General features: G+C 65.2%; 24 protein-coding genes. 15 read left to right on the top strand and 9 right to left on the bottom strand.

The features are described from left to right. Positions 1-31 precede the first annotated feature (31 nt). Positions 32-922 (bottom strand): pirin family protein, encoded by an 891-nt coding sequence (locus ABM562_RS19600; RefSeq protein WP_460423020.1) that lies wholly within the window; start codon positions 920-922, stop codon positions 32-34. Positions 923-1018: 96 nt separating this feature from the next. On the opposite strand from ABM562_RS19600, the gene ABM562_RS19595 reads away from it, so the two are divergent. Together ABM562_RS19595 and ABM562_RS19590 are read left to right on the top strand one after the other, a co-directional pair. Beyond that, positions 1019-1927: a LysR family transcriptional regulator gene (locus ABM562_RS19595; protein ID WP_460423043.1), complete on the top strand. Its 909-nt coding sequence runs from the start codon at positions 1019-1021 to the stop codon at positions 1925-1927. 98 nt (positions 1928-2025) lie between these two features. Further along, positions 2026-2808: an AraC family transcriptional regulator gene (locus ABM562_RS19590; RefSeq protein WP_134062771.1), complete on the top strand. Its 783-nt coding sequence runs from the start codon at positions 2026-2028 to the stop codon at positions 2806-2808. Here the strand turns inward: ABM562_RS19590 and ABM562_RS19585 are convergent, their stop codons facing one another. The 7 genes from ABM562_RS19585 to ABM562_RS19555 all read right to left on the bottom strand — a co-directional run bounded on the left by ABM562_RS19585 (position 2809) and on the right by ABM562_RS19555 (position 9987). Beyond that, a complete protein-coding gene (locus ABM562_RS19585; RefSeq protein WP_460423018.1) occupies positions 2809-4323 on the bottom strand; it encodes an MDR family MFS transporter in 1515 nt (504 codons plus the stop codon). Then, positions 4313-5440, bottom strand: coding sequence for an HlyD family secretion protein (locus ABM562_RS19580; protein ID WP_115086946.1), 1128 nt, complete (start codon positions 5438-5440; stop codon positions 4313-4315). Before ABM562_RS19580 ends, ABM562_RS19585 begins: the two co-directional genes overlap by 11 nt. Next, positions 5437-6894, bottom strand: coding sequence for an efflux transporter outer membrane subunit (locus ABM562_RS19575; protein WP_460423016.1), 1458 nt, complete (start codon positions 6892-6894; stop codon positions 5437-5439). The genes ABM562_RS19580 and ABM562_RS19575 overlap by 4 nt, the downstream gene beginning before the upstream one ends. Before the next feature lie 105 nt (positions 6895-6999). Continuing rightward, positions 7000-7872 (bottom strand): alpha/beta fold hydrolase, encoded by an 873-nt coding sequence (locus ABM562_RS19570; protein WP_233674785.1) that lies wholly within the window; start codon positions 7870-7872, stop codon positions 7000-7002. 17 nt (positions 7873-7889) lie between these two features. Next, positions 7890-8519, bottom strand: a complete 630-nt coding sequence (locus ABM562_RS19565; RefSeq protein WP_177414870.1) for a LysE family translocator — start codon at positions 8517-8519, stop codon at positions 7890-7892. 98 nt (positions 8520-8617) lie between these two features. Further along, positions 8618-9208, bottom strand: a complete 591-nt coding sequence (locus ABM562_RS19560; protein WP_460423014.1) for a DsbA family protein — start codon at positions 9206-9208, stop codon at positions 8618-8620. 47 nt (positions 9209-9255) lie between these two features. After that, the gene (locus ABM562_RS19555; RefSeq protein WP_258577936.1) at positions 9256-9987 is read right to left on the bottom strand and encodes an SDR family oxidoreductase; all 732 of its coding nucleotides are present in this window, start codon (positions 9985-9987) and stop codon (positions 9256-9258) included. A gap of 91 nt (positions 9988-10078) precedes the next feature. Between ABM562_RS19555 and ABM562_RS19550 the strand changes: the two genes are divergently transcribed. Then, complete coding sequence (locus tag ABM562_RS19550) at positions 10079-10633, top strand: TetR/AcrR family transcriptional regulator (RefSeq protein WP_115086952.1); 555 nt, start codon at positions 10079-10081, stop codon at positions 10631-10633. Further along, positions 10620-11216 (top strand): eCIS core domain-containing protein, encoded by a 597-nt coding sequence (locus tag ABM562_RS19545; protein ID WP_115086953.1) that lies wholly within the window; start codon positions 10620-10622, stop codon positions 11214-11216. Before ABM562_RS19550 ends, ABM562_RS19545 begins: the two co-directional genes overlap by 14 nt. 1 nt (position 11217) lies before the next feature. Here ABM562_RS19545 and ABM562_RS19540 read toward each other — a convergent pair whose 3' ends face one another. After that, on the bottom strand, positions 11218-11814 hold the full coding sequence (locus tag ABM562_RS19540; protein WP_115086954.1) for a TetR/AcrR family transcriptional regulator: 597 nt from the start codon (positions 11812-11814) through the stop codon (positions 11218-11220). 110 nt (positions 11815-11924) lie between these two features. Here ABM562_RS19540 and ABM562_RS19535 point away from each other — a divergent pair, with 110 nt between their 5' ends. The 11 genes from ABM562_RS19535 (at position 11925) to ABM562_RS19485 (ending at position 21137) form a co-directional block, all read left to right on the top strand. Beyond that, the gene (locus tag ABM562_RS19535) at positions 11925-12980 is read left to right on the top strand and encodes a sugar phosphate isomerase/epimerase family protein (RefSeq protein WP_115086955.1); all 1056 of its coding nucleotides are present in this window, start codon (positions 11925-11927) and stop codon (positions 12978-12980) included. Positions 12981-13007: 27 nt separating this feature from the next. Next, positions 13008-13874 (top strand): alpha/beta fold hydrolase, encoded by an 867-nt coding sequence (locus ABM562_RS19530; RefSeq protein ID WP_115086956.1) that lies wholly within the window; start codon positions 13008-13010, stop codon positions 13872-13874. Between the two features lie 92 nt (positions 13875-13966). After that, positions 13967-15013 carry a class I SAM-dependent methyltransferase gene (locus ABM562_RS19525; protein ID WP_115086957.1) on the top strand — a complete coding sequence of 349 codons (1047 nt, stop codon included), beginning with the start codon at positions 13967-13969 and terminating at the stop codon, positions 15011-15013. 159 nt (positions 15014-15172) lie between these two features. Next, positions 15173-15763: an amino acid synthesis family protein gene (locus tag ABM562_RS19520; protein WP_115086958.1), complete on the top strand. Its 591-nt coding sequence runs from the start codon at positions 15173-15175 to the stop codon at positions 15761-15763. A gap of 26 nt (positions 15764-15789) precedes the next feature. Further along, positions 15790-16623, top strand: coding sequence for an alpha/beta fold hydrolase (locus ABM562_RS19515; RefSeq protein WP_460423011.1), 834 nt, complete (start codon positions 15790-15792; stop codon positions 16621-16623). Continuing rightward, on the top strand, positions 16620-18101 hold the full coding sequence (locus ABM562_RS19510) for an aldehyde dehydrogenase (RefSeq protein WP_115086960.1): 1482 nt from the start codon (positions 16620-16622) through the stop codon (positions 18099-18101). Before ABM562_RS19515 ends, ABM562_RS19510 begins: the two co-directional genes overlap by 4 nt. A gap of 12 nt (positions 18102-18113) precedes the next feature. Next, positions 18114-18599 (top strand): flavin reductase family protein, encoded by a 486-nt coding sequence (locus tag ABM562_RS19505; protein ID WP_115086961.1) that lies wholly within the window; start codon positions 18114-18116, stop codon positions 18597-18599. A gap of 18 nt (positions 18600-18617) precedes the next feature. Beyond that, positions 18618-19007, top strand: a complete 390-nt coding sequence (locus tag ABM562_RS19500; protein ID WP_100783306.1) for a carboxymuconolactone decarboxylase family protein — start codon at positions 18618-18620, stop codon at positions 19005-19007. A 44-nt stretch (positions 19008-19051) separates the two neighbouring features. Continuing rightward, entirely contained in the window at positions 19052-19804 is a 753-nt protein-coding gene (locus tag ABM562_RS19495; RefSeq protein WP_115087128.1) for a GntR family transcriptional regulator, read from the top strand. Between the two features lie 2 nt (positions 19805-19806). Further along, on the top strand, positions 19807-20373 hold the full coding sequence (locus ABM562_RS19490) for an NUDIX hydrolase (protein ID WP_134062783.1): 567 nt from the start codon (positions 19807-19809) through the stop codon (positions 20371-20373). A gap of 92 nt (positions 20374-20465) precedes the next feature. Then, positions 20466-21137: a GntR family transcriptional regulator gene (locus ABM562_RS19485; protein WP_258577942.1), complete on the top strand. Its 672-nt coding sequence runs from the start codon at positions 20466-20468 to the stop codon at positions 21135-21137. Positions 21138-21394: the final 257 nt, after the last annotated feature.

Below are 21394 nucleotides of genomic sequence, written 5' to 3'. Positions count from 1 at the left end.
GACCCTGCGGCCGACCTTCGGGTTAATGAGACTAGTTGTGGTGTCGCGGACCGGCCTGCCCGCTCATCTGGCCGAAGCGCCCGGCGCGGAAATCGTCGAAGGCTTCGGCGATTTCGGCATCACTGTTCATCACGAACGGGCCGTAACCGACAATTGGCTCATCCAGCGGCTCGCCGCTGAGCAGCAGCACCGACACATCGCTTTGCGCTTCGAGCAGCAGCTCGTCACCGGCGCGGTCGAACAGCACCAGTTGCGCGGCACCGACCTGACGCTCGCCGTTGACCAGCAACTGACCGCGCAACACCACCAGCGCGGTACTGCGCCCGGCGGCACTGGGCAGGCGCACGGGCGCGCCGGCCTTGAGCTGCAGGTCCCAGACATCCATGGGCGAGAAGGTCTGGGCCGGGCCCTGGTGGCCGCGGAACGCACCGGCAATCACCCGCAGGTTGCCGGCACCGTTGCCCAGCGGCACCACCGGGATGTCGGTGCCGAGCAAGGTCTGGTAGCCGGCGGGCGCCGATTTGTCCTTGGCCGGCAGGTTGACCCACAACTGGACCATCTCCAGGGTGCCGCCTTGGGCGGCGAAGGCTGGCGAGTGGAACTCCTCATGGAGAATCCCGCCGGCGGCGGTCATCCACTGCACATCGCCCGGGCCGATCAGGCCGCCGGCGCCGGTGGAGTCGCGGTGCTCCAGTTCGCCCTGGTAGACGATGGTCACGGTTTCGAAACCGCGATGGGGGTGCTGGCCGACCCCGCGACGCGCCGTGGTCGGGGTGAAGTCGTGGGGGCCGGCATAGTCCAGCAGCAGGAACGGGCTGATGTGCTGGGCCAGGTTGTCGTAGGTGAACAGGCTACGGACCGGGAAGCCATCACCCACCCAATGTGGGTGCGGGCTGCTGTAGACGCCTTGGATCTTTTTCATCAGATGCCTCCTCTCGTGCATGGCTATAACCATACGAGCGCAACGACATCGGCGGTAGATCAGTTAAACTGCCTTCAGCGTTCCATATGGAGAACACTGGTGGAAGACCTCAACGACCTTTACTACTTTGCCCAGGTGGTCGATCACGGCGGCTTCGCCCCGGCCGGTCGCGCCCTGGACATGCCCAAATCCAAGCTCAGCCGGCGCATCGCCGGGCTGGAAGAACGCCTGGGCGTGCGCCTGATCCAGCGCTCGACCCGGCACTTCTCGGTGACCGAAATCGGCCAGGCCTACTACCGCCATTGCGTGGCCATGCGGGTGGAAGCCGAAGGCGCCGCCGAGTTGATCGAACGCAACCGCGCCGAGCCGCAAGGCATCGTGCGCTTGAGCTGCCCCACTGCCCTGCTGGATTTCTGGGTCGGGGCCATGCTCACCCGCTTCATGGTCCAGTGCCCGCTGGTGCAGTTGCATATCGAAAGTACCAACCGCCAGGTCGACCTGATCCAGGAAGGTATCGACATCGCCCTGCGCGTACGCGTGCCGCCACTGGAAAGCAGCGACCTGGTGATGAAGGTGCTGGCGCGTAGCACCCAATACCTGGTGGCCGCGCCCTCCTTGCTCGAGCGCCTGCCACAGCGCCCGGTGCCGGCTGACCTGAGCGCCCTGCCCAGCCTGCACTGGGGTTACCCGCAGCGCGATTACCACTGGCACCTGCTCGGCCCCGACGGCGCCCGTGCCAGCCTGCGGCACAACCCGCGGCTGGTGACCGATGACCTGATCGTCTTGCGCCAGGCGGCGGTGGCTGGCGTGGGGGTGGTGCATTTGCCGCTGGTGGTCATACGCGAAGAACTCGAAGCCGGGCGGCTGGTGCAAGCCACGCCGAACTGGGCACCGGAGTGCGGCGTGGTGCACGCGGTATTCGCCTCGCGGCGCGGGTTGCTGCCGTCGGTGCGCAGCTTGCTGGATTTTCTCGCGGCGGAGTTCGAGGCCAGTGATATCGCCTGACTGTGGGGGGCTGGCGTGCCGGCGATCGAGCGCGCAGCGGTCGCAGTCAACGCCCTTTTTGCTACCATCGCGCTTCCCGCTCAACACGGCCCTTGCTCATGTCGCCTGCCGCCCGCCAGGAAAAGCCCATCCTCACCCTGGCCGAAAACTACCGCCACGGCGAACGCATTGCCGCGCACTGCCACAACCGCGCGCAGTTGATCCATGCCCTGAGCGGGGTGATCACGGTCAATTCGCTGCAGGGCAGCTGGGTGGTGCCGCCAGGGCGTGGGGTGTGGGTGCCGAGCGCAGTCGAACACGACCTGAAGATGGCCGGAGCAGTACGCATGCGCACCCTGTTCATCGACCAGAAAGCCCGCACCGACCTGCCACAGGACTGCCAGGTGATCGACATCTCGCCGCTGCTGCGCCAACTGATCATCAGTGCCATGGACATTCCCGCCGACTACCCGCCCGGCGGTCGCGATGAGCGGGTGATGCAGCTGATCCTCGATGAGATCCGCGTGCTGCCGATCATGGCCCTGCATGTGCCCACCCCCCGCGACCCGCAGTTGGCCGAGCTGTGCCAGGCCCTGCGCAATGCGCCCGGTGAAGACTGGAACCTTGCCCGCGCCGCCCGCCTGATCGGCAGCAGCGCCCGCACCCTGACCCGCGCCTTTCAGCGCGAGACCGGCTTGAGCTTCATCCAGTGGCTGCGGCGCATGCGACTGCTGGCCAGCCTCGACTCCCTGGCCGCCGGGCATCCGATTCTTGATGTGGCGCTGGACCTGGGCTACGACAGCCCCAGCGCCTTCAGCGCCATGTTCCGCCGCACCCTGGGGGTTTCGCCCTCGGCCTATTTCGGCAAGGCCCAGGCCTATGGCACGGCACAGCCGGACTGATCAACCGTCCTTCTGGCGCAGCAGCAATGCAGCCAGGGCGCAGACGGCCAGGGCCAGGCAGGCCAGGTAGAAGGCATCCGAGTAGGCCATCAGGTAGGCCTGCTGGCGCACACTGTGGTCAATCAGGCTCAGCGTCTGCATCACCGCCGGCGACTGCACATCGACCAGCCCGTCCGGCAGGCGCTGCTGCAAGGCGCCATCGAACATCGTCAAGCCCTCGCCAATACGCTCGGAATGAAAACGCTCACGCTGGGACACCAGTTGCGTAAGCAACGCCGTGCCCACCGCGCCACCGAGGTTACGCAGCATCGAGATCAGCGCCGAGGCCGAGCCCGCCTGGGCCTTGTCCAGGCCTTTGACCGCCAGCACCGAGAGCGCCACCATGATCAGCGGCTGGCCGATACCGCGCACCACGGTAGAGGGGATGATCACGTTGGCGGCGGCATCGTCCGACAGGTGCGCCCCCAGCCAGCAGCCCAGGGCCATGATCGCGAAGCCACTGGCGACCAGCAGTTTAGCGTTGAGCCAGCGCATCAACCGCGGCAGCAACGGCGCCAACAGCAGCTGGACCATGCCGTAGGCGATCAGGCTGATGCCGATCTCGCGGGCGTTGTAACCCTGCACCAGCGACAAGTAGTTGGGCACCAAAAATACCAGGCCGAACGTCGCCGCGCCGAACACTGCCATGGCCAGGCTGGCGACGCCAAAGTTGTAGCTGGCCAGCAGACGCAGGTTGATGAACGGGCGATCCCCCCATAACTGCCGCTGGATGAACAGCGCCAGGGCAAAACCGGCAACCAGGCTGAAGGCGATGATGAACGAAGAATCGAACCAGTCCTTGCGCCCGCCCTCTTCCAGCACGGTCTGCAACGCCCCCAGGCCCAGGGCCATGGCGGCGATGCCCAGCCAGTCGGCCTGGCGCAGCTTGCGCCGGTCCCCGGCCTGGGCGCCGATCGACCAGGCCACCGCCGCAATCAGCGCCACCCCCGGGAGCAACTGCAACAGGAAAATCCAGCGCCATGAATAAGCGTCGGTGAGCCAACCGCCAATCGACGGCCCGGCCGCCTGGGCAACGCTGTTGGACAGGCTGAACAAGGCCATGCCCAGGGGGATCTTGCTGGCCGGCAGTTCGGTGATGATCAGTTGCATCGACAGCGGAATCAGCACCGCCCCCGAGGCGCCCTGGATGACCCGGATGGCGATCATCGCCTGCAGGCTTGGCGCCAGGGCGCAACTGACCGAACTGAGCAGAAACACCACCGAGCCCACCAGCATTACCCGGCGCAGGGAGAACACCTGCACCAGCCAGGCGGTGAGCGGGATCATGGTAATTTCGGCGACCAGATAGGCCGTTGAGATCCACGAACCTTCCTCGAAACTGGCACCCAGCGCACCTTCGATCTCCGGCAAGGCGGCGCTGGTGACGTGCACGTTCATCCCGGCCATGAAGCAGCCGAACAAGCCGCCGATTACCGCCACCCAGGCGCGTAACGAGACCTTGTCTTCAACTGCCATGGCGAGCCTCGCGGGTATCGACCGTGGCGATCACCGACATGCCGGGCAGCAGTTGCGCTTCACCGGCGGGCGGCGCATCGAGCTGGATGCGTACCGGGAAGCGCTGGACGATCTTGGTGAAGTTGCCAGTGGCGTTGTCGGGCGGCAGCAGCGCGAACACCGCGCCGGAGCCGGGCGACACGCTGTCGACGGTCCCCTGCCAGTGACGGCCAAACGTGTCGACTTCCAGGGTGACCCGCTGGCCGGGGCGCAAGTGCTCAAGCTGGGTTTCCTTGTAGTTGGCGACCACATAGGCCTGAGCCACCGGCACCACCGCCAGCAACGGCAAACCGGGGGTGACGTACTGCTGCTGGCGAACCTTGCGCTGGCCGACCACGCCATCGAAAGGCGCGCGAATCTCGGTGTCGGCCAGGGCATTCTCGGCCAGGCCCAACTCCGCTTCGGCCTGCTCCAGCGCAGCCTGGCGCGAAGCCAGGTCGGCCCGAGCCTGTTGCCGCTGGCTGCTCAGCACCTGTTGCCGCGCCTGCTGGCGCTCAAGCTCGGCAGCGGCCCCGCGTAACAGCGCCTGGGCTTTGACCCGGCTGGCGGTGGCGCTTTCCAGGCGTTGGGCGCTGGCGGCTTGTTGCCCGGCCAGTTGCCGGTAGCGCTGCCAGTCGAGTTGCGCACGCCGGGCCTCGCCTTCACTGGCAGCGCGTTCGGCCTGGGCACGGGCGATGGCCTGGCGCTGCTCATCAAGTTGCGCGCCAAAGGTAACCAGGTGCGCCTGTTGTGCCTGCACTGCCGCTGCGCTGGCGGCCTGTTGCGCGCGGGCCTGGCGCAAGCGCTGCCGGTAGTCGCGATCGTCCAGGCGCACCAGCACGTCGCCGGCCTTGACCCTGGCGTTGTCGGCCACGCGCACCTCGGTGACATAGCCTGCCACCCGCGCGCTGACCGGTGCCCAGTCGGCACGCACATAGGCGTCGTCGGTCTGTTCAAAGAAGCGCGCGCTGCTCCACCAGTAACCGCCATAGGCCAGCACGGCCAACAACCCGGCAGCGCCGAGCACATGGATGGCTTGCCGGCGGCGGGTCAGTTTCACGCTGACAATCTGCGGATCAGGGCTAACGGCCTGGTTCATGGGCGGGCTCCGGTGTGCAAGGCAAGGGATCGAGGGGTGTGGACACGCTGCCAGCCGCCACCGAGGGCACGGAACAGCGCGACCTGGCGCTCCAGCAGGCGCAAGTCGGCTTCGGCCAGTTCGGCCTGCTGGCGGACCAGGGTGCGTTGACTGTCGAGCAGCTCCAGGCCATCCACGGCGCCGGCGTCCAGGCTCAGCCGGGCCAGTTCATAGGCGCGCTGGCTCTGGGCCGTGGCGCGGGCCAATGCCGCGCGCTGCTGGCGTTCTCCGGCATACAGCGCCAAGGCCTGCTCGGTGTCGCGCAAGGCTTCCAGCACCACGCTGTCGAAACCAGCCAGGGCACCCTCGCTGCTCGCTTGCGCTTGCTCGACCCGGGCATGGGCCTGCTCGCGGTTGGGAAAGCGCCAACTGATCAAGGGGCCGATGGCAAAGGTCAGCGCCTTGCTGTCACCCATCGCACCGAAGGATGCCGCTGACGATTCCAGTGCCGCGCCAAAGTGCACCTGCGGATACAGTTCGGCTTTGGCGGTGTCGATCCGTGCCCGAGCGGCGAACAATTGGCGTTCGGCCTGGCGGATATCCGGGCGGCGTTGCAGCAGGCTCCAGGCGTCGCCCACTGGCAATGGCCGGGCAATGCTGGGCAGGCGCTGGCAATGGCTGGCCTGTTGATCCAGGTGTTGCGGCGGCTGGCCGCTGAGTACCGCCAGCTCGAACAAGGCGGCCTGGCGCTGGCCCTGCAACCGGGGCAACAACGCGCGGGTCTGCTCCAGCAGGCTTTGCTGGCGGCTGACATCCAGCTCGGTGAGGACCCCGGCGGCTTGTTGCCGGCGCGTCAGGTCCAGGCTGCTTTGCAGCAACGCCACTGACTGCTGCTGCACCTCGCGGCGAGCGCTCAGGGCACACACCCGCAAATACGCACGCGTGGTTTGCGCCGCGACGCTGACCCGCAACAGGTCACGGGCGGCCTGCGCCGCTTCAGCATCGGCGCGGGCCGCAACGATGCCAGCGGCAACCCGGCCCCACAGATCAAGCTCGTAATCCAGCCCCCATTGCGCTTCATGCTTGAACTGGCTGTCCGCATGGCTGGCGGTGGCGTCTGCCAGGGTCTGGTCATCCCCATCACGGCCGTAGCGGTAGCCATAACCCAGCCGTGTGGTTGGCCAGCGCCCGGCGGCGGCACCACGCAGGCCGCCAAGCAACACCTGCACATTCGCCTGGGCAGCGGCCAGCTCGCGGTTATGCGCAAGGGCTGCGTTTACCAGGCGATCCAGCTGCGGGTCCTGGTACAGCGACCACCAATCCTGCGGTAACGCATCCGCACGCGTACCCTCGGTGCGGCTCAGCTCGACTGCAGGCCCCTGCGCCGCGGTCAGCGCCCGGCCCTCGTCGAAATGACTACACGCACCGCTCAGCACGGCTCCCACGCACAGCAACGGCCAACGCGCCTGTCCCATGCTGCTTCTCCTGTTGTTGTCATTGGAGGAGCAGCTTAGGCAAAGGCGCGCTGTCGTTCGCTCGCGATAAGGCCAGCTATCGTCGCAAAATGGACAACAGCCAGATCAACCCAGCAGGAAAGCCTCGACCTGCTGACTGCACGCCGCCGGATCTTCCTGCATGAAGCAGTGCCCGCCCGGCACCTGGGTCGCGGTCACCTGGCGATTGACCTGGGCCCAGCGTTGTACCGATTGCGGCACGAAGGGATAGGTGGATTCGCCATAGAGCACCAGGCTCGGAGTGGCCACCTGGGTCAACGAAGCCCACATGCGCCGGGGGAAGGAGCTGAAGATTTCCACTTCACGGCTGGGCCGGCACTTGAGCACCACGCCTTCACCGCAATCGCCGATGGCGTGTTCGATATAGGACTGCAACGCCGATTCGCTCCAGCCCTTGAAGATCCCCCGCCCCTCCAGCGACGCCCGTGCCGTGCCGCGATCAGGCCAATGGCTGCGACGGGTGGCGGCCTTGCGTGCCAGGGCATGACGACGGTGCAGGCCGACCAGCGCGGCGGCCCCCATGATGCCCATCATCGCCCGGGTAAACAGCACCGGATCGAGCAGCACCGCGCGCTGGAACAGCTGTGGCTGCTGCGCCAGCATCAAGCCGGTGAGCACCCCGCCAAAACTGTGGCCGACGGCAAAACGCGGCACCTCGCCGTACTCGCCACGGCCCGCTTCGAAGGCCTCGATGGCCAGCTGCGCAGTGCGATTCCAGCCAGCAAACGGGCCGCCATGGTCACTGTCGCCATGGCCCTGGACATCGCACAGCCATAGGTCGAACTGTTCGGCCAGGCGCGCCAGCAACGGCTGGTAGGCCAGGCAGCAAAAGCCGTTGCCGTGCAGAAAATGCAGCAACGGTTTGCCACTGGCCGGGGAGCGCCAGCCGCGCAGGGTGAAGCCAGCACTTGTGTCATGGGACCAGGGAATCAACTGCATGTGCCAGCGTACTCACGTCAGGAAAAACTCGATTCTACAAACAGCAAGGGGTACAGGGATATCACCAGCAGCGCCGCCATCAGCAAATTGAACAGCATCAGCCAGCGCGGGTTCTGCAGCACCGTGCGCAAGGCGCTGCCAAACATCACCCAGACGCACACGCTGGGCAGGTTGACCAGGGCGAACACGGTGGCGATGACGATGACGTTGGTGACGTAGCCCTGGGCCGGGGTGTAGGTGGTAATTGCGCCCACGGCCATGACCCAGGCTTTCGGGTTGACCCACTGAAATGCCGCCGCGCCCCAGAAGCCCAGGGGCTTGCGGCTGGCCGAATCGCTGACCGACAGCGGCCCGGATGTGGCAATCTTCCACGCCAGGTACAGCAGGTAGGCGGCGCCGACATAGCGCAGCACGGTGTAGATCGGCGGGTAGGCCTTGAACACTTCGCCCAGGCCGAAACCCACCGCCAGGACCATGACCATGAAGCCCACGCTGATGCCCAGTGCATGGGGAATCGAACGGCGCACGCCGAAGTTCACTCCGGAGGCCAGCAACATGGTGTTGTTGGGCCCCGGGGTGATCGAGGAAACGAAGGCGAACAGTACGAAGGCAGTGATCAGGTCCAGTGAGCTGAGCATGGCAGGCATCCGGTTTTTTTATTGGGCTGCACTGACACTATCGGAGTCCCGACCCGCCTCGACCATACAGTTAGTGAAAATAATGCCGCTACACTTGACTGTCCTGCTCAGCCCAACGCTTCCACTACAAACTCCAGGCGATCCTGGCCGAAGAACATCTGCTCGCCGACAAAACACGTGGGGGCACCGAACACGCCTCGGCGCACCGCTTCTTCAGTCGCATCCTTGAGCGCGGCCTTGACCTCGGGCTCGGCCGTCCAGGCCTGGTACTGCTCGGGGTCGAAACCGGCCGCTTGCAGCACACCCGCCAATACCTGCAGGTCGCCAAGATTACGCTGCTGCACCCACAGGGCCTGGAACATCGCACTCAGGTAAGCCTCGAAACGCTGCGGTTGATAGCGCTGCACGGCAACGGTGCCGAGCATCAGGCCCAGGGTATTGATCGGAAAACCCGGTGGCAACGCCAGGGTCACGCCATAGCGCTTGGCGTAGCGCTGAAAGTCGACGAACACATGCCGGGCCTTGGCCGGCACCATCACCGGCGAGGCATTGCCGGTGGCCTGAAACACCCCGCCCAGTAACATCGGCCGGTACACCAGTTGCGCATCGTGCCGGGCGCAGAGGCTTGGCAGTTGGGTCCAGGCCAGGTAGCTGGCCGGGCTGCCCAGATCAAAGAAGAATTCGACAGTCTTGCTCATGTGCAGCAGTTCCTTTCTTGTTGTTATACGGGTTGTTGTGAGAGGGCTTACCAGCGTTCCATCCACGGCCGCAGGTCGAGTTCGAAGGTCCAGGCATCGCGGGGCTGGCTGTGCAGGAACCAGTAGCTGTCGGCGATATGCTGCGGGTCGAGAATGCCGTCCTGGTCCTTGAGTGCATAGCGCTCGGGGAAGCTGTCGCGGATGAACGCGGTATCGATGGCTCCGTCCACCACCACATGGGCGACATGAATATTGCGCGGCCCAAGCTCGCGGGCCATGCTCTGGGCCAGCGCGCGAATGCCATGCTTGGCGCCGGCGAAGGCGGCAAACCCGGCAGCGCCGCGCAAGCCAGCGGTGGCACCGGTAAACAGGATAGTCCCGCGCTCACGGGTGACCATGCGCCGCGCGACGGCCTGAGCGGTCAAGAAGCCGGCGAAACAGGCCATTTCCCAGATTTTGAAGTACTTGCGCGCGGTCTCGTCGAGAATGCTGCAGGGCACATTGGCGCCGATGTTGAAGACAAAGGCTTCGATCGGGCCGAGGGTGCTTTCGATCTCCTCAACCAGCGCGGCCACCTCCTCTTCCTTGCGCGCATCCGAGGCAAAACCATGAGCCTCGCCGCCGGCGGCGCGGATCTCGCCCACCAGCGGCTGCAGCTTGTCGGCACTGCGCCGGGTCACACAGGCGACATAACCTTCGCGGGCAAAACGCTTGGCAATCGCGCCGCCGGTTGCATCGCCGGCCCCTACCACCAGTACCACCTTCTTGCCTTGGGTCATCTGTCGCCTCCATTGGTAAACGATCATTTAGTAAACGAACGCTATGCTATGATTCAGGCTTCGTCAAGCCAGCCCTGCGGAGATTGCCGGCGTGCGCTATTCCACCCAGCACAAGGAACAAACCCGGCAAAAGTTGCTGGAGAGCAGCGGCGCCCTGGCCAAGCGCGGCGGCTTCGCTGCCACGGGTGTGGCCGGGCTGATGAAAGCCATCGGCCTGACCGGTGGCGCTTTCTACAACCACTTCCCGTCCAAGGACGACCTGTTCAGCGAAGTGGTACGCCGCGAGCTGTCCCAGAGCCCCATCGCCCAGCAGCCGATGAACCGTGCGCGGCTGGAGCGCTGCCTGGATCAATACCTGAGCATGGCTCATCTGCACAATGTCGAAGGCGGTTGCGCGATACCAACCCTGGGCGCGGAAATCGCCCGTGCCGAGCAACCGGTGCGTGCAGAAGCCGAACACTGGCTGTGCAGCCTGCAGCAAGCCTGGGCGCAAACCCTCGAAGACCCGGGCCTGGCCTGGGCGCTGATCAGCCAGTGCGTGGGCGCACTGGTGATTGCGCGCATGCTCGCCAGCGAGCCGATTCAGGAACAGGTGCTCAAGGCCTCCCGCGACTTTATTGCCGGGGCTTTGCATGAAGCCTCTTGAGTCGCTATTGCTGAGCTTTGCCCTGACTGCCCCGCTCACCGCCCTCGCCGCCTGCCCGGCCGGCCAGTACGAAATCTGCCTGGGCAGTTGCATCTGCTCGCCCATCGACCCGGGCCAGGCCGGCACCGTGCTCGACGACCTCGGGCGCATGGCCAGCAGTTCCCTGGCCCTGGCCTTGCAGCAGGCGCGCGATACCGCGGCGGCCGGCACGGTGCTGCCGATCCCCCTGCACATCCGCGCCCAGCTCGAACCGTTCTATGACTTCCAGGTGCTCGACGCGGCGCGCTACAAGGTCGGCGATCAACAGGCCCTGGACAGCGCCAATGCCCTGCTGCAGAACCCCGACGTCAACGCCGTGACCCTGATCGACATCATCGTCTTTCGCAACGAAGCCGACGCCCAGGACAACGTCGCGCTCTGGGCCCACGAACTGCACCATGTGCAGCAGTACCAGCAATGGGGAGTGGCGGAGTTCGCCCGGCGCTACTCGCGCGACTTCGACGCCGTCGAAACGCCGGCCTACGAAATCCAGGCAAAGGTCAGCAAGGCCCTGCGTGAGCGGGCCTCGGGCCAGGCGCGCTGAATCAGGCCTGGGCCGCGCGCAGTGCGCTTAGTGCCGGTTTGATCATCGCCTGCAGGCGCGCCGTGGCAATGCCGTCGCGGGCCTGGATGGCAATGCCGTGCAGCAAGGTGGCGAACAGGTCGCCCAGTGCCTGCGGATCGGCATCGGCCTTGAGCTCGCCACGGCCATGGGCCTGCTGCAGCAAGTCGATGATCGACTGGGTGCGCTGGCGGCGCAGCTCGCTCATCCAGTCGAGCACGCCGCTGATATCCGGCCCGCCGCTGGCGGTCGATGACACCGCCAGGCAACCGCGCGGGCCGTCCGCCGCGGTGTAGGTGGCGATGGCCTCAAGGAGGATTTGCTCCACGGCCTGGCCCACTGCCAGGTCGCGGTGGATGACCCGCTCGGCAAAGCCGCCCTGCTCGGCCAGGTACAGCGCCACCACTTCGCGAAACAGCTGCTCCTTGCTGCCAAAGGCGGCGTAGATGCGCGCCGAGGCAATGCCCAGGGCACTGACCAGCAGGGCCATCGAAGTGCCTTCGTAACCGTATTGCCAGAAGGTCGCCAGGGCCTTGTGCAAGGCCTGGTCGCGATCGAATTCCCGGGGACGTCCGGCCATGGGTTGTGTGTCCATCAAATAAGGTGTGGCGGATTCTACCCTGCAAAACAGTTGACGCAAGCCTGTTGTCGACCTATTGTTTGTCGATCGACAAACAATAGGAAGTCACCATGCGTACCCTCAAAGGACCCAGCCTGCACCTGGCCCAGTTCAGCGCTGAGCAAGCCCCCTTCAACAGCCTCCCCGAGATCGCCCGCTGGGCGGCCGGCCATGGTTTCAAGGCCTTGCAGGTGCCGGCCTGGGACCGGCGCCTGATTGACCTGGAACTGGCTGCCGAAAGCCAGGGCTACTGCGATGAGCTGCGTGGCATGCTCGCCGAGCACGGCCTGCAGGTCAGCGAGCTGAGCACCCATCTGCTCGGCCAGCTGGTCGCGGTACACCCGGCGTACGACGCCCTGTGCGACAACTTCGCCCCGCCGGCCCTGCACGGCAAACCCCAGGCGCGCACGGCCTGGGCGCTGGAACAATTGCACCTGGCAATCAAGGCCTCGCAACGCCTGGGCCTGACCGACATGGGCACGTTCTCCGGCTCGCTGGCCTGGCCTTACCTGTTCCCCTTCCCGCAGCGCCCGGCCGGCCTGATCGAGGCGGCCTTCGAAGAGCTGGCGCGGCGCTGGCGGCCGGTCCTCGATGCCTGCGAAGACCATGGCATCAACCTCTGCTACGAGATCCACCCCAGTGAAGACCTGCACGACGGCAGCAGCTTTGAACGCTTCCTCGACCTGGTGGATCAGCACCCGCGCTGCAACCTGCTGTTCGACCCCAGCCATTTCGTCCTGCAGCAACTGAACTACCTGGACTACCTGGACATTTACCACGCGCGCATCCGCATGTTTCACGTCAAGGATGCCGAGTTCAACCCAACTGGCCGCCAGGGCACCTACGGCGGTTACTGCGACTGGACCGAGCGGGCCGGACGCTTCCGTTCCCTGGGCGACGGCCAGGTCGATTTCAAGGCGATCTTCTCCAAGCTGGCGCAATACGACTTCCCCGGCTGGGCCACCCTGGAATGGGAGTGCTGCCTCAAGGATCAGGAAGACGGCGCCCGCGAAGGCGCAGCGTTCATCCGTGAGCACATCATCCAGGTCACCACTCGCACCTTCGACGACTTTGCCGGCGCGCCGGTCGACCCGCAACAGATCCAGACCCTGCTGGGCCTGGTTTGAATGCCCTTTTCACATGGAGTGCAACACATGTCAGCAACCCCCGAAACCGACTTCGAACATCGCTACCTGATCCTCGAGCCTGGCCGCCGCCTGCACTGCGTACAACTGGGCAGTGGCCAGCCGGTGCTGCTGATCCCGGGCTGGCCGCAGACCTGGTACACCTGGCGGCATGTGATGAAAGCCCTGGCCCGCCAGGGTTACCAGGCCATTGCCGTCGACCTGCCAGGCACCGGCCTCTCCGACCCGGCCGCCGAAGGCCATGACACCGGCAACATCGCCGCGCTGCTGCACCGGGCCATGGGCCAACTGGGCCACCAACGCTACCGGCTGGCGGGCCACGACGTGGGCATGTGGGTCGGTTATGCGCTGGCCAGCGATTACCCCGACGCGGTCAGCCAACTGGTGCTCAGCGAGGCGGTGATTCCGGGCCTGGCCGAGGCGCCGCCGATCTTTGTCAGCGCCGAGCAGAACATTTTCATCTGGCACTTCTTGTTCAACCAGTTGCAGGACTTGCCCGAAGCCTTGATCAGTGGCCGTGAGGACCGCTACCTGACCTTCATGTTCGAGCGCTGGGCGCACCATGTCGACCGCGTTGCCGTCGATACCTACATCAAGGCCTACAGCAAGCCCGGCGGCTTGAGTGGCGGGCTGGCCTACTACCGCTCGATCAGCCAGACCATCGCCCAGAACCGCCAGCGCGCCGGCAAACGCCTGAACATGCCAGTGCTGGCCATCGGCGCCGAGCATGCTACCGGCGAGGTGCCGTTGCAGACCTTGCAAGCCCATGCCGACAACCTGCGCGGCAGCGTCATCGCCGACTGCGGGCACTTCGTCATGGAAGAAGCGGACGAAGCGTTCAGCGCACAAGTGCTGGCGTTCTTCGAAGCGAACTAGACTTAAGAGTTGCCCCCGCAACACATTGGCCCGAGGTTGCCGGCCCCGCTGGCAACCCCGTTGACGTTGGACTTCTTGCAGGAGAACACGCAATGGACGAAGCCAGACTCAATGACTTCATGGGCAAGCTGGTCACCGACATGGGTGCCGCGGCCATGCTTGCCAACCTGATCCTCGGCGATGAGCTCGGTTTGTACCGGGCCATGGCCGACAGCCAATTCATCACACCCGAACAACTGGCCGACAAGACCGGCTGCAATCCCCGCCTGCTGCGCGAATGGCTGAGCGCCCAGGCCGCTTCCGGCTACATGGAACACAGCGATGGGCGCTTTCGCCTGCCGGAAGAACAGGCCATGGCCCTGGCCATCGAAGACTCACCGGTGTATGTCGCTGGCGGTGCCTCGGTGATTGCCGCGCTGTTTCACGACAAAGACAAACTGGTTGCCGCCATGCGCGGCGATGGTGCCCTGGCCTGGGGCGATCATCACCCGTGCATGTTCAGCGGCACCGAGCGCTTCTTCCGCCCTGGTTACCGCGCCCATCTGGTGGCCGAATGGCTGCCGAGCCTGACCGGCGTGATCGACAAACTGCAGGCCGGGGCCAAGGTCGCCGATGTCGGCTGCGGCCATGGCGCCTCGACGGTGATCATGGCCCAGGCCTTCCCGGCCTCGCGCTTCAGCGGCTTTGACTACCATGGCCCATCGATCAGCATCGCCAGCGAACGTGCTGCCGAAGGGGGCGTGACCGAACGCACGGAGTTTGTCCAGGCCAGCGCCAAGAACTTCCCCGGCAACGACTACGACCTGATCTGCTACTTCGACTGCCTGCACGACATGGGCGACCCGGTCGGCGCCGCCCGGCATGCCTATGAGTCGCTGAAAGCCGACGGCACGGTGCTTTTGGTCGAGCCGTATGCCAACGACACCCTGGATGAAAACAGCACGCCGGTCGGGCGGCTGTTCTATGCCGCCTCGACCTTTATCTGTACGCCGAACTCGCTGTCTCAGGAAGTTGGCCTGGGGCTGGGTGCACAGGCGGGTGAAGGCAGGCTGCGAGCGGTGTTCGAGGAAGCCGGGTTCAAGCGCTTTCGCCGGGCGACCGAGACGCCGTTCAATTTGATCCTCGAAGCGCGCAAGTAAGCGCTGATCGCGGGTCAAGTCGACTCGACTTGCCCCGCGATGCTTTTCTACCTCCCACCCGTCCCCCAGGCAGAGAAATTTGCAGCAAGCCCTTGCGCGTCAAATATTATGGTATACCATCAGACAACAAGACCAACCCACCCTGCACGGGAGCTGCCCATGAGTTTCGAAATCCGCAAGATCGTCACCTACACCGAACAAACCCTGATTGAAGGCGGCAAGGCCACCGACAAGCCGGTGACCATGGTCGGCCTGGCTGTGGTGATCAAGAACCCGTGGCTGGGTCGCGGTTTTGTCGAAGACTTGAAGCCAGAGATTCGCGCCAACTGCTCGGACCTCGGTGCGCAGATGGTCGAGCGCCTGTGCGCGGCCATCGGTGGTGCCGACAAGATCGAGGCCTACGGCAAGGCCGCCGTGGTCGGCGCCGATGGCGAGATCGAACACGCCTCGGCAGTGATCCACACCCTGCGCTTTGGCAACCATTACCGCGAAGCGGTCCAGGCCAAGAGCTACCTGAGCTTCACCAACAAGCGCGGCGGCCCTGGCACCTCGATCCAGATCCCGATGATGCACAAGGACGACGAAGGCCTGCGCTCGCACTACATCACTCTGGAAATGCAGATCGAAGACGCCCCGCGTGCCGACGAGATCGTCGTGGTGCTCGGTTGCGCCGACGGCGGCCGCCTGCACCCGCGCATCGGCAACCGCTACATCGACCTGGAAGAGCTGGCCGCTGAAAAAGCGCAATAACAATAATTACGCCCTAGGAGCGACCGATGATTCAGCCTGTTGCTGAACGCACCCCGGCCGGCACCAGTTACCTGGCGACCGGCCAAGGCCAACCCGTGGTCCTGATCCACGGCGTGGGCCTGAACAAAGAAATGTGGGGCGGGCAGATTGTTGGCCTGGCCAGCGATTACCGGGTCATTGCCTACGACATGCTCGGCCACGGCCAGAGCCCGCGTCCGGCATCCGGCACCGGCCTGCCCGGCTATGCCGCGCAACTGGCCGAGCTGCTCGAGCACCTGCAAGTGCCTCAGGCAACCATCATCGGCTTCTCCATGGGCGGCCTGGTGGCCCGCGCCTTCGCCCTGCATTACCCACAGCGCCTGGCCGCGCTGGTGGTGCTCAACAGCGTGTTCAACCGCAGCGCCGAACAGCGCGCCGGGGTGATCGCACGCACTGCCCAGGCGGCCGAACACGGCCCCGACGCCAATGCCGAAGCAGCCCTGGCACGCTGGTTCAGCCGCGAATACCAGGCGGCCAACCCGGCGCAGATCGCCGCTATTCGCCAGACCCTGGCCAGCAACGATCCGCAGGGTTACCTGACCACCTACGAACTGTTCGCCACCCAGGACATGTACCGCGCCGATGACCTGGCGAGCATCCAGGTGCCAACCCTGATCGCCACCGGCGAATGGGACCTGGGCTCGACCCCGGACATGACCGTGCAACTGGCCCAGCGCATTCCCGGGGCCCAGAGCGTGGTGCTGGCCGAGCAACGGCATATGATGCCGGTAGAGTCGCCGCGCCTGGTCAACCAGATGCTCCTGGACTTTCTCGGGCACGCCCGAACCCTCTCCGATTCAGCCAAGGGGATCGTTGCATGACACTTGTACCCTTCCAGATGTGCATCGACGGCCAGTGGCGCGATGCCGTCAGCGGCAAGACCTTCGACAGCCTCGACCCGTCCACCGCGCAAGCCTGGGCGCAACTGCCCGATGCCGCTGAAGCCGATGTCGAACTGGCGGTACAGGCCGCGCAAAAAGCCTTCGAAAGCCCCGCCTGGCGTGGCATCACCGCCACCGCCCGGGGCAAGCTGCTGCGCCGCCTCGGCGACCTGATCAGCGACAACAAAGAGCGCCTGGCCCAGCTGGAAAGCCGCGACAACGGCAAACTGATCCGTGAGACCCGCGGCCAGGTCGGCTACCTGCCGGAGTTTTTCCACTACACCGCGGGCCTGGCCGACAAGCTTGAAGGCGGCACCCTGCCGCTGGACAAGCCCGACCTGTTTGCCTACACGGTGCACGAGCCGATCGGCGTGGTGGCGGCGATCATTCCCTGGAACAGCCCGCTGTACCTGACCGCGATCAAACTGGCACCGGCCCTGGCAGCCGGCAACACCATCGTCATCAAGCCGTCCGAGCATGCCTCGGCGACCATCCTCGAACTGGCGCGCCTGGCCCTTGAGGCCGGCTTCCCGCCGGGGGTGGTCAACGTCGTCACCGGCTACGGCCCGAGCACCGGCGCCGCCCTGACCCGCCACCCGCTGGTGCGCAAGATCGCCTTCACCGGCGGCGCCGCCACCGCCCGCCATGTGGTGCGCAGCAGCGCCGAGAACTTCGCCAGGCTGTCGCTGGAGCTGGGCGGCAAGTCGCCGAACATCATCTTCGCCGACGCCGACCTGGACAGCGCCATCAATGGCGCGGTGGCCGGCATCTACGCCGCCTCCGGGCAGAGCTGTGTAGCCGGCTCGCGCTTGCTGGTGCAGGACGAGATCTTCGATGAGTTCGTCGAGCGCCTGATCGAACGCGCCAAGCGCATCAAGATCGGCAACCCGCAGGATGAAAGCAGCGAAATGGGCCCGATGGCCACCGCCCAGCAACTGGCCGTGGTCGAAGGCCTGGTAGCGGCGGCCAAGGCCGAGGGCGCCAAACTGCGCCTGGGTGGCCAGCGCGCCGAGGTCGAAGGCGCTGGCTGGTACTACCAGCCGACCCTGTTCGAATGCGACAGCCACTCACTGAAGATCATGCAGGAAGAAGTCTTTGGCCCGGTGGCGGCGGTGATCCGCTTCAAGACCGAGGCCGAGGCCCTGGCCATGGCCAACGATTCGCAGTTCGGCCTTGCCGCCGGCATCTGGACCCGCGACCTGGGGCGGGCCCATCGCCTGGCCCGGGACGTGCGTTCGGGGATCATCTGGGTCAACACCTACCGTGCGGTGTCGGCCATGGCACCGATCGGCGGTTTCAAGAACAGCGGCTACGGCCGTGAAAGCGGCATCGATTCGGTGCTGGCGTATACCGAGCTGAAAACGGTGTGGATCAACCTCTCCACCGCGCCCATGCCCGACCCCTTTGTCATGCGTTAGGAGCGCCAGTCCATGATCGAACCCGGCATTTACAAAGACGTGATGGGCTCCTTTCCGTCCGGCGTCACGGTGGTCACCACCCTGGACGCCGACGGCGGCATCGTCGGCATCACCGCCAGTGCCTTCAGTGCACTGTCGATCGACCCGGCGCTGGTGCTGTTCTGCCCCAACTACGCCTCCGACACCTACCCGATCCTGCGCGACAGCAAGCAGTTCGCCATTCACCTGCTGGCCGCCGGGCAAACCGCCGAAGCCTACGCCTTCGCCGGCAAGGGTAAAGACAAGGCCAAGGGCATCGACTGGCACCTGAGCGAGCTGGGCAACCCGCTGCTAGGCAACGCCACGGCGATCATCGAGTGCGAGCTGTGGCGCGAGTACGACGGCGGCGACCACGCCATCATCGTCGGCGCGGTCAAGCACCTGATCCTGCCCGAGCAACCGGCAACACCGATGATCTACCACAAAGGCAAGCTCGGCGCCCTGCCGCCGCTGGCCTGATTGATTGGGAGCGCAGCGATGAACAACGAGAAGTACGAAAAAGGCCTGCAGATCCGCACCCAGGTGCTGGGCCAGGACTACGTCAACAAGTCGATCGAGAACGCCGATGACTTCAACCGGCCCTTGCAGGAGCTGGTCACCGAGTACTGCTGGGGGCATGTCTGGGGCCGCGACGGCCTGTCGCTCAAGGAGCGCAGCATGATCAACCTGGCAATGATTTCCGCGCTCAACCGCCCTCACGAACTCAAGCTGCATATACGTGGCGCCTTGCGTAACGGTCTGAGTCGTGAGCAAATACGCGAAATCCTGCTTCAAGTCGGTATCTATTGCGGTGTGCCCGCAGCCGTGGACAGTTTCCGGCTGGCCCGCGAAGCCTTCGCCGAGGCCGACTCGGAGCCCACCCGATAACGACGGGCTGTGCAACCGCAACAGCCCTCTGCAGAGCACCGATGATGAAACGCCAGCCCCTCGACGACAGCTTCAAGGTCAACCGCAACCCCGTCACCCTGCGTGAAATCGTCCTCGACAAACTGCGCGGGGCGATCATGAGCTTCCAGTTGCTGCCGGGCGACCGCCTGGTCGAGCGCGACCTCTGCGACCGCCTCGGCGTCAGCCGCACCTCGGTGCGTGAAGCCCTGCGCCACCTCGAATCCGAAGGCCTGGTGGAGTTCGCCGACGCCAAGGGCCCACGGGTAGCCATCATCACCCTCGAAGACGCCCGCGACATCTATGAGCTGCGCTGCGTGCTCGAAGGCCTGATCGTTCAGCTGTTCACCCTGAACGCCAAGGCCAAGGACATCCGCGCCCTGGAAAAAGCCCTGGAAGTGAACCGCAAATCCCTGGAAGAAGGCGAACTGCAACAGGTGATCGACTCGGTGCAGGGCTTCTACGACGTGCTGCTCGAAGGCTCGGGCAACCACGTCGCCGCCACCCAGCTGCGCCAGTTGCAGGCACGCATCAGCTACCTGCGGGCGACTTCGGTGTCCCAGGAAAACCGCCGCGGCGCCAGCAACCAGGAAATGGAAAAGATCGTCGAGGCAATCAAGAGCGGCGACCCGCTGGCCGCCCACCAGGCCTCGGTCGATCACGTGCGCGCCGCCGCCAAGGTGGCGCTGGACTACCTGCGCCTGAAACAGAACGACAACAGCAAGGTGCGCGACATCGCCGCGCCGATTGCCCTCAAAGAACCCCGCATAGGCCGCTGACCATGCCCGCCGCCGTCCCGCGTTACTGCCCGCATTGCACTGCCGAGCTGCACCAGGGACGGCCCAGCGGCGATACCCACGAGCGCTTGCTGTGCAGCGCCTGTGGCTACATCCACTATGTGAACCCGAAGATCATCGCCGGTTGCATCATCGAGCAGGACGGCAAGTACCTGCTGTGCCAGCGGGCGATCCCGCCGCGGCCGGGCACCTGGACCCTGCCGGCAGGCTTCATGGAAAGCGGCGAGACCACCGAACAGGCGGCGCTGCGCGAGGTCTGGGAAGAAAGCGGCGTGCGCGGCGAGATCATCTCGCCCTACTCGATCTTCAGCGTGCCGACCATCAGCGAGGTGTACATCATCTTTCGCGCCATCGCCCTGGAGATCACCGGCCAGTACGGGCCGGAGACCCTCGACTACCGCTTCTTCGCCCCCGAAGACATCCCCTGGGACGAGATCTACTACCCGGCGATCCGGCAGATTCTCGAGCGCTACATCGAAGAGCGCCAGGCCGGGGTGTACGGGATCTACATGGGCAATGACGACACCGGCAAGGTGCATTTCATCCGTTAGCCTTACCCCTGCGCTGTCCGTCGGGCATGTCTGGCGCCGTACCTGGATAGTTTCGTATACCATATCCAGAAATAACTTCGGACGACGCCACCGTGACCGTACCCCGCCTCAACGCCCCGGACCTGGGCAATACGCCTTCGACCTCGGAAATCATCACCCGTCACCTGCGCGATGCCATCATTGCCGGGCACTTCGCCGAAGACGAACCGATCCGCCAGGACGACATCGCCCGCCAGTTCAACGTCAGCAAGATCCCGGTGCGCGAAGCGCTCAAGCGCCTGGAGGCCGAAGGCCTGGTGATGTTCCAGCGCAATCGCGGGGCGATGGTCACGCGCATGTCCGAATCGGAATTGGCGCAGATGTTCGAAGTGCGCATGCTGCTCGAAGACAAGGCCCTGCGCCTGGCCATCCCGAACATGACCGAAGCGACCTTCGCCCGCGCCGAAGGCATCTGCCAGGAGTTCGTCGGCGAGAACGACGTCGGCCGTTGGGCCGAGCTCAACTGGGAGCTGCACGCCTGCCTGTACGAGCCTGCGCAGCGGCCGTTCCTGGTCAACATGATCCGCTCGGTGAACGACAAGCTGGAGCGCTACCTGCGCATGCAGATGAGCCTGTCGGCAGGCAAGGAACGCGCCGACCACGAACACCGCGACATCCTCGACGCCTGCCGGGCCAAGGATGTCGAACTCGCGGTCAGGCTGCTCGACGAACATATCGCCGGTGTCTGCAAGACCCTGTTCGAGCACCTGCCGCCGAGCAAATAATGGGAATCTAATGGACTGGACCTGTGAGAGCTGGCCTTGCCAGCCCGCCTGCCGTACTGAATTTACCGGCCTCATCGCCGGCAACGCCGGCTCCCACAGTGGATCTGCATGCACCAACCTGTGGGAGCTGGCCTTGCCAGCGATCGAGCGCGAAGCGGTCGTAATCCAGACAACACTAAATGTGTTTGATCTACCGGCCTCTTCGCCGGCAACGCCGGCTTGTGTCTTGAGGTAGGAATAGAATCAGAAGTGAGAGC

It is taken from the genome of Pseudomonas sp. ZL2, from assembly GCF_054788455.1.
Note: the sequence above shows the minus strand (reverse complement) of the source record. Positions and strands in the feature narration are given on the sequence as shown.

What these genes read in the sequence shown, in the direction of transcription:
- ABM562_RS19600 (WP_460423020.1), bottom strand. Translation starts at nt 922, where the DNA reads ATGAAAAAGATCCAAGGCGTCTACAGCAGCCCGCACCCACATTGGGTG.
- ABM562_RS19590 (WP_134062771.1), top strand. Translation starts at nt 2,026, where the DNA reads ATGTCGCCTGCCGCCCGCCAGGAAAAGCCCATCCTCACCCTGGCCGAA.
- ABM562_RS19585 (WP_460423018.1), bottom strand. Translation starts at nt 4,323, where the DNA reads ATGGCAGTTGAAGACAAGGTCTCGTTACGCGCCTGGGTGGCGGTAATC.
- ABM562_RS19580 (WP_115086946.1), bottom strand. Translation starts at nt 5,440, where the DNA reads ATGAACCAGGCCGTTAGCCCTGATCCGCAGATTGTCAGCGTGAAACTG.
- ABM562_RS19575 (WP_460423016.1), bottom strand. Translation starts at nt 6,894, where the DNA reads ATGGGACAGGCGCGTTGGCCGTTGCTGTGCGTGGGAGCCGTGCTGAGC.
- ABM562_RS19570 (WP_233674785.1), bottom strand. Translation starts at nt 7,872, where the DNA reads ATGCAGTTGATTCCCTGGTCCCATGACACAAGTGCTGGCTTCACCCTG.
- ABM562_RS19565 (WP_177414870.1), bottom strand. Translation starts at nt 8,519, where the DNA reads ATGCCTGCCATGCTCAGCTCACTGGACCTGATCACTGCCTTCGTACTG.
- ABM562_RS19560 (WP_460423014.1), bottom strand. Translation starts at nt 9,208, where the DNA reads ATGAGCAAGACTGTCGAATTCTTCTTTGATCTGGGCAGCCCGGCCAGC.
- ABM562_RS19555 (WP_258577936.1), bottom strand. Translation starts at nt 9,987, where the DNA reads ATGACCCAAGGCAAGAAGGTGGTACTGGTGGTAGGGGCCGGCGATGCA.
- ABM562_RS19545 (WP_115086953.1), top strand. Translation starts at nt 10,620, where the DNA reads ATGAAGCCTCTTGAGTCGCTATTGCTGAGCTTTGCCCTGACTGCCCCG.
- ABM562_RS19540 (WP_115086954.1), bottom strand. Translation starts at nt 11,814, where the DNA reads ATGGCCGGACGTCCCCGGGAATTCGATCGCGACCAGGCCTTGCACAAG.
- ABM562_RS19535 (WP_115086955.1), top strand. Translation starts at nt 11,925, where the DNA reads ATGCGTACCCTCAAAGGACCCAGCCTGCACCTGGCCCAGTTCAGCGCT.
- ABM562_RS19530 (WP_115086956.1), top strand. Translation starts at nt 13,008, where the DNA reads ATGTCAGCAACCCCCGAAACCGACTTCGAACATCGCTACCTGATCCTC.
- ABM562_RS19525 (WP_115086957.1), top strand. Translation starts at nt 13,967, where the DNA reads ATGGACGAAGCCAGACTCAATGACTTCATGGGCAAGCTGGTCACCGAC.
- ABM562_RS19520 (WP_115086958.1), top strand. Translation starts at nt 15,173, where the DNA reads ATGAGTTTCGAAATCCGCAAGATCGTCACCTACACCGAACAAACCCTG.
- ABM562_RS19515 (WP_460423011.1), top strand. Translation starts at nt 15,790, where the DNA reads ATGATTCAGCCTGTTGCTGAACGCACCCCGGCCGGCACCAGTTACCTG.
- ABM562_RS19510 (WP_115086960.1), top strand. Translation starts at nt 16,620, where the DNA reads ATGACACTTGTACCCTTCCAGATGTGCATCGACGGCCAGTGGCGCGAT.
- ABM562_RS19505 (WP_115086961.1), top strand. Translation starts at nt 18,114, where the DNA reads ATGATCGAACCCGGCATTTACAAAGACGTGATGGGCTCCTTTCCGTCC.
- ABM562_RS19500 (WP_100783306.1), top strand. Translation starts at nt 18,618, where the DNA reads ATGAACAACGAGAAGTACGAAAAAGGCCTGCAGATCCGCACCCAGGTG.
- ABM562_RS19495 (WP_115087128.1), top strand. Translation starts at nt 19,052, where the DNA reads ATGAAACGCCAGCCCCTCGACGACAGCTTCAAGGTCAACCGCAACCCC.
- ABM562_RS19490 (WP_134062783.1), top strand. Translation starts at nt 19,807, where the DNA reads ATGCCCGCCGCCGTCCCGCGTTACTGCCCGCATTGCACTGCCGAGCTG.